Annotated in this window: 3 protein-coding genes; all 3 read left to right on the plus strand. The window is 36.8% G+C overall.

The window, feature by feature from the left end:
- The first annotated feature begins 1 nt into the window (after window position 1).
- The 3 genes from M2448_RS19460 to M2448_RS19470 are packed head-to-tail and all read left to right on the plus strand — an operon-like array spanning window position 2 to window position 6,795.
- Window positions 2-5,734 carry an InlB B-repeat-containing protein gene (locus M2448_RS19460; protein ID WP_280647869.1) on the plus strand — a complete coding sequence of 1,911 codons (5,733 nt, stop codon included), beginning with the start codon at window positions 2-4 and terminating at the stop codon, window positions 5,732-5,734.
- 10 nt (window positions 5,735-5,744) lie between these two features.
- On the plus strand, window positions 5,745-6,326 hold the full coding sequence (locus M2448_RS19465; RefSeq protein WP_280647868.1) for a hypothetical protein: 582 nt from the start codon (window positions 5,745-5,747) through the stop codon (window positions 6,324-6,326).
- 10 nt (window positions 6,327-6,336) lie between these two features.
- Entirely contained in the window at window positions 6,337-6,795 is a 459-nt protein-coding gene (locus M2448_RS19470; RefSeq protein WP_280647867.1) for a hypothetical protein, read from the plus strand.
- The last annotated feature ends 412 nt before the right edge of the window (window positions 6,796-7,207 follow it).

Consider the following 7,207-nt stretch of genomic DNA (forward strand, 5'->3'; position numbering starts at 1 on the left):
AATGAAAAAGCTAGCATTTATATTTATAATACTAAGCACTGTTTTATTTTCATGTAATAGAACAGACATCGACGGGGTAGATCTCGATTTTGAAATTGAATCTCCTGTTAATGAAATGAACGGTTTTGTTGGTAAACCTATTACATTCACTTTTAAAGTACAAAAGGTAGATGCCAATAACAATTACCCGATGGAATTTAAAATTACTACTAAAAGTGGTAAGGTAATGTATGCTGAAGTCGATACATTGATCTTAAAGAAAGATGTATATAACAAAATGAATAGTTCTGTTATATCTATTTCATATGTACCAACAGAAACAATCAGCGAAGATTTTGTAATCAGTATAAAAAATCAGCTTGTAGAAAAGAAAGCCAGTATCATAATAAATACTACAAGTGATTATTATTCTGTTTATGCCGAGAATTTCAGTGATAAACCATTAATAGATAAACGCCAGACATTTGACCTGATTATAAAAGAAGCTGAAGTAATGACAGGCGATAGCATCGTTTCATATGCTAAGGTGGTACAAGGCACAGGCGAAGTGTATAACGGAGAAGTGCTTTTAAATAATCAAGAAGAGATAGGAAAAACAAGGCTAGTTGCCGGAAGAAATAAAATTACATATCTGCCACGAACAGAGGGCGAGAGTGTTATACGTTTCTTTTTTGTAAACAAGTGGAATAACGAAACCTATGCAGATGTTAAGACAAAAGCAAATCTTCCTGAATGGAACATCGAAACTGAGAGCGACACAATTTCTACCCCTATCAATGATAAAACTTCTTTTACAATCAATATAAAAGAAGCAGATATTTTTGAAGAAAATCAATATACAGCATCTTACAGAATGTCTGTAAATATGCAGGAGTACAATCTGAATATTAATTCTTCAGATGTAAAACAAGGTTCTGAGTTTACCTTGAAAAATGGTAGTAATGTATCTGTATTTACTCCAAAAGAAGAGGCTATGGGGGTTTTAGACCTGTATGTTAAGGATAAATACAAACAAGAAAAAACAAAGCGGGTTGTTTTTGTGGTAAAGAAGCCCGTAAAGCCAATTATAGCTACTATTGATAAGAGTTCAGTAAGTGTAAATGTAAATCAGGAAGCTACATTTAATTTGTCTTTGTCAGAACTTAATTATACAGGTTTATTTGATGTTCAATTAGAACAAACTTCGGGCTCAGGAAGTTTCAGTTCCGGGACTAAATTATTATTCTCAGAGGGAACTCACAAAATAACCTATATTCCTGCGACACAAGGAAGCCATACTTTTAAAATTACGGTTACTGATGGCAATAACCAGACCAAAGAAATAAATGTTACAGTACAGGCCACAATTTCTCCATTGAATATATCTTTAAGCGCAGCAACGTTAAATCTCATTCAAGGCGAGAAAGGGCAAGTTTCATTAACAACGAGTGAAACTAATTACTCCGGACAATTTGTATTAAGCTATTCTGTATCAGGAACAGCCCATAAATTCGATTTCGGAGGTACAAGTATAGGTGTTGGCGGTTCAATACATTATACAGGCGGAACGAATATAATTTATATAACCGGCTCTACTTTGGGTACAAGCAATTATACTATTTCTGTTACTGATGATTTTAAACAGAAAAAGGAATTGCCTCTTAAGGTAGTAGTAAAAGGCAAAGTTTCCTTGTCAGCCGGATCAGGGGGAACAGTAACCGGCGGGGGAAACTTTGAAAAGGGGCAGGAAATAACTGTAACAGCTAAATCAGATACAGGATATGGTTTTGGTGGCTGGTACGATAATGGAGTAAAGATTTCTGACAATCCTGTATATACATTTGTTGTAACTGAATCAATAAACCTTGAAGCTAGGTTTGTTACAAATAAATACACCGTTACAGCTACAGCAGAGACGGGAGGAACAGTAACCGGTTCAGGATCTTATGAACATGGTAAGCAAGCTGTATTGAAAGCCTCAGTAAATACAGGTTATACCTTTGCAGGATGGTATAACGGTGCTACGCGAGTATCAACTTCGGCCGAATATACGGTAACTGTTACAAAAGATGTAACATTAGTTGCGAAATTTACAGCCAACAGTTATAATATTACAGTCAGTGCCCAGACCGGAGGAACTGCCACCGGTGGCGGCTCTTTTAAACATGATGCTACAGCTACGGTAAAAGCTACGGCTAATACCGGCTATACCTTTGCAGGATGGTATAATGGAGGTACAAAAGTTTCTGATGCACCTACATATACATTTACAGTTACCGGGACTGTGAGCCTAGAGGCACGATTTACAGCAGGTAAACACGCTATTACCGTCAATTCACAACCGGGAGGTAAAGTAAGCGGAGGCGGAAATTTTGATTATAATTCAAATATCACTATTACGGCTATACCTGATGCCAATTATGAATTTATCGGTTGGTATGAAGGAGAAACGAAAGTTTCGGAATCTTCAACTTATAACTTTACTGTAACTAAAGAACGTACGTTGGAAGCCCGCTTCAAAGTAAAGGAAATGACACTTACTGTTACAGCCGGAACAGGAGGAACAGTAAGCGGGGGTGGTACTTATGAATATAATTCTACTGTTACTATTAAAGCTACTGCTGAAACAGGCTATGCCTTTGAGGGTTGGTATGAAAACGGTACAAAAATATCCAGCAACATTTCATATGTTGTAAAAGTCACAGGTAACCGTTCAATAGAAGCAAAATTTACAGCAAATAAACTCAATGTTATTGTCAATGCTGCAACTGGGGGAACTGCAACCGGTTCCGGCGCTTACAGCTATAATTCAAATGTTACAATTGTTGCAACACCTACGGCAAATTATACATTTGACGGATGGTATGATGGAGCAGCTAAAATTGCGACATCACTTTCCTATACATTTAAGATTGTAAAGGAAACAACTTTAGAGGCTCGTTTTACTCCGAAAAAATATAATGTATCCACTTCCGGAGCAAACGGAACGCAAACAGGCGATGGCTCTTATGACTATGGCACTAATGCGACGGTTAAAGCAAATGCAAACAGTACATATAAGTTTACAGGATGGTATGAGGGGAATACTCAGGTATCAACATCTAATCCTTATACTTTCAAAGTAGAAAAGGATAGGATTCTGGAAGCTAAATACGAGCAGATTAAATATACTGTTACTGCTACTGCCGGCAATGGTGGGACAGTAAGCGGCTCAGGTACATTTGTCGTTAATGCGGATGTTACCCTAAAAGCAACACCAGATACCGGAAGTACCTTTAACGGATGGTATAATGGTAGTAACCTAGTAAGTAATTCGGCCACTTATACATTTAAAGTGACCGAGAATATTACACTACAAGCCCGATTTAATACAAAAAGCTACTCTGTTTCGGCCAGTGCAGAAACTGGAGGAACAGTAACCGGTGCAGGATCTTATGATCATGGTAAACAAGCTGTATTGAAAGCCTCTGTAAATACAGGTTATACCTTTGCAGGATGGTATAATGGTGCTACGCGAGTATCAACAGCATTAGAATATACGATTACTGTAACTGAGGATGTTACCCTAATAGCTAAATTCACAGCCAACAGTTATAATATTACAGTCAGCGCCCAAACCGGAGGAACTGCTACCGGTGGCGGATCATTTAAGCATGATGCTACGGCCACCGTAAAAGCTACAGTTAATACCGGTTATGTATTTGCCGGTTGGTATAGTGGTAGCACAAAAGTATCTGATGCCCCGACTTATACATTTACTGTTACCGGAGCTGTAAGCCTAGAGGCGCGATTTACAGCAAATAAATACAATGTAGTAGCCAACGCGCAGACCGGAGGAACAGCTACCGGAAGTGGCACATTCAGTTATGGGGTAACAACATCTGTAACAGCTAAAGCCGATGCTGGCTATACATTTACCGGATGGTATAATGACAATACAAAAGTTTCTGAAGCACTGACATACACTTTTACTGTTTCCAATACAATAACATTAGAGGCAAGATTTACAATCAATAAATTTAATATTATTGTTAATGCTCAGACCGGAGGAACTGCCACCGGTGGCGGAACATATAATTATGGAACGAATGTAACTATCAAAGCTACAGTTAATGCCGGCTATACTTTTACCGGATGGTATAATGGTAGTACAAAAGTGTCTGATGCACTTTCTTATACATTTGCAGTAAGTCAGGCCACAACTTATGAAGCACGCTTCACAGTCAATAAATTTAATGTAATTGTAAATGCACAGACCGGAGGTTCAGTTTCTGGTGCAGGAGTCTATGATTATAATTCGAATGCGTCCGTTAGGGCTACTGCTAGTTCAAATTACACTTTTTCCGGATGGTATGAAAACGGAACGCAGGTATCAATATCGGATACCTATACGTTTAAAGTATTAAAAGAAACAACCTTAGAAGCGAGATTTACTATAAAAAAACATGCAGTAACATTATCCGGAGTAAACGGAACTCAAACTGGTGGCGGTACATTCGATTATGGGACAAATGCAACTATAAAAGCAGTTCCCAACACGAACTATACTTTTACAGGTTGGTATGAGAATAACTCACAAGTATCGACATCAAATCCTTATACATTTGCTGTACAGAAAGATCGTATCATTGAGGCACGTTATTCTTTGGCAAAAAGAGCTGTTACTCTGGCTACTCCGACTGGAGGAACTGTAACAGGGGCTGGAAGCTTTGATCATGGTTCTAATGTAACAGTAAAAGCAGTGGCAATCACTGGCTATACATTTGACGGTTGGTATAATGGAAGTACCAAACTATCTTCCGATGCTACATATGTATTTTCAATTACTGCCAATGTTACGCTTACAGCTAAATTCAATATTAATAAGTATGTTGTTACAATACAAGCTGCAACAGGTGGAACTGCTACCGGTGCTGGCACATATAATCATGGAACAAGTGTTACTGTTAAGGCGGTAGTTAATCCAAATTACGCATTTGACGGTTGGTATATTGGAAGTACAAAGGTTGCTTCTACAAATGAATATTCCTTTACTATCACTAATAGCATAACTCTTACCCCTAAATTTAAGCTGAATGAGGTATTGATTACTGTAAAAGCGTCGACTGGAGGAAATGCCTCTGGGGGGGCTTCTTATGCAATAGGCAGTAATGCGACTGTAACAGCTACACCTGACAGCTACCATAAGTTTGACGGGTGGTATGAAGGTAATTCCAAAGTATCTTCATCTACATCCTACTCCTTTACTGTCACTAGTACCAGAACATTAGAGGCTCGATTTATTGCAAATATTTACTTCCGATTCTCAGCAAAAGTAAGTGGGCGTACTTCTTCCGGACATAATGCAGGAGGGGATGAAACTACGGCTGTACTTTATAAATGGACTAGCCATTCGTATAAAATAGAATCGTATAAGGTAATCAATGGTAGCGAAGTCCCTTACAATGACTTCCCAGAGCAGGTAAATGTTACTTATACTGTTTCATACGCATATGCGACGCCATATTCGCCGGGATATTCCATATTGGTATGTCAGAGAAAAACTAACTCAGGTGCTTACACCCAAGCATTTAATGCTTATAGCTCTTTTGAAACTGCTTTTCCATTAGGAAAAAATGACATTTTTGCCGACTGGGTGTCTTTCTCCAATGTATCACTAAGTAGAACTAGCAATACCAGAGGAGAAAGTTATATACTTATCAATTCTGTAAAGTATGACAGAGGTGGTACAATTCAAAATTATTATTTACAATAAAATTATATTTATGAAGAAATTAATTTATTCGTTAATCGTTCTGTTTTTCTTTTCTTGTTCAGATGAAGAAGTACAATATGTTGATTTAAGTTTAAGTTCGAATATTGAAGATTGTGTAATTACAGGCTCTGGTACATATGAGTTTAATAAAACTTGTACCATAAAAGCAAATTCGAATAATTCAAATTATTCTTTTGCAGGTTGGTATGAAAAAGGAGTATTTAAATATCCTTTATCAGAATATTCATTTAATTTAAGTGGAGACACATTTTTAGAAGCTAGATTCTTTACAGATGATTACATTAATTCTATTGAGGGATACGTTTTGTATCAGGGAGTAAGAGATGCCAGAGCAGTAAAATATAACATCTCATACCCAATTAGCCTTAGTGCTGGAGTTGAATCGACTATAAGCTACGAAGAAGAGGTATCATTTGATGCTCTTAAAATCAAAACAACAAATGGTTCAATATCGAAAGATGGTAAAAATAAAACTTTTAGGCTTTCAAATACTGAAAAGGGATCAGCTATAATTACTTTTTATACGGACAACTCTAAAGTTGATTTCTCTTTTTTGATAACAATTAAATAATAAACTTTATATGAAAAATTTTCTCACAATTCTATCATGTGTAATTCTATTCTCTTGTAATTCTCAGAACAAAGTGAATCCGGAAGAGTCCTTAACACTTGCATATTCATCGGCCTTGCAGGAGCAAGTAACTTTGTCTAATAAAATTCAACAGGCAATCGCTAAAGGTGACTTCGCGAGCTTCAAATCTGATGTTGATACTGCCAGTGTAAGATTAGATCGCGAACTAAGTAAGATTAATGACTTAAGCGTGCCTGCCGAACTTAATAATTACAAGAGTTCAGCACAAGAAGCCATTACAGCATTTAAAAACATGACTGAAATAGGCAATCAATTCACACAGCTTACAGTTAATTCAACAGAACAGGAATATAACGACCTGATTACTTCTTTCAATGAACTTACATCAAGTAAGATTCCTGAAGCAATCGAAAAGGTAAATGGTCAAAAAGAAAAACTTATTAAATAAATAAGGAATAGTTATGTATAATTGAGATGGAAAGGCAGGGTTTTCGAAATCCTGTCTTTTTGTTTTTTCTTAGTCAGGCTTTACGTTCCAATCTCTACGAGTATTTCCCCTGCAATCCTTAACGCTCGCGATGCGACTATAACACAGAAAAGTACGTTTTACAAAATCCGGTGTAAGCAGATCAGGTTCCTGAAGAGATGGAAACCATACTTTTTATGCTGACCGGCTTCGCTCGAGCTACCTAAAACCGTACGTTTTTCGCGTTTCTTACACCAGGCTAAATTTTGATAATAATACCTTTCCCGAACTTGTGTTCTATATACAGGCTTCCCGTCCATTGCTTTAAGAAACCTTTAATTTATAGACATCTATTCTATATATTTATATTTTGATATAAAAATATTATTATATA

Source organism: Dysgonomonas sp. PF1-14, assembly GCF_029892965.1.
Classification (GTDB): Bacteria; Bacteroidota; Bacteroidia; order Bacteroidales; family Dysgonomonadaceae; genus Dysgonomonas.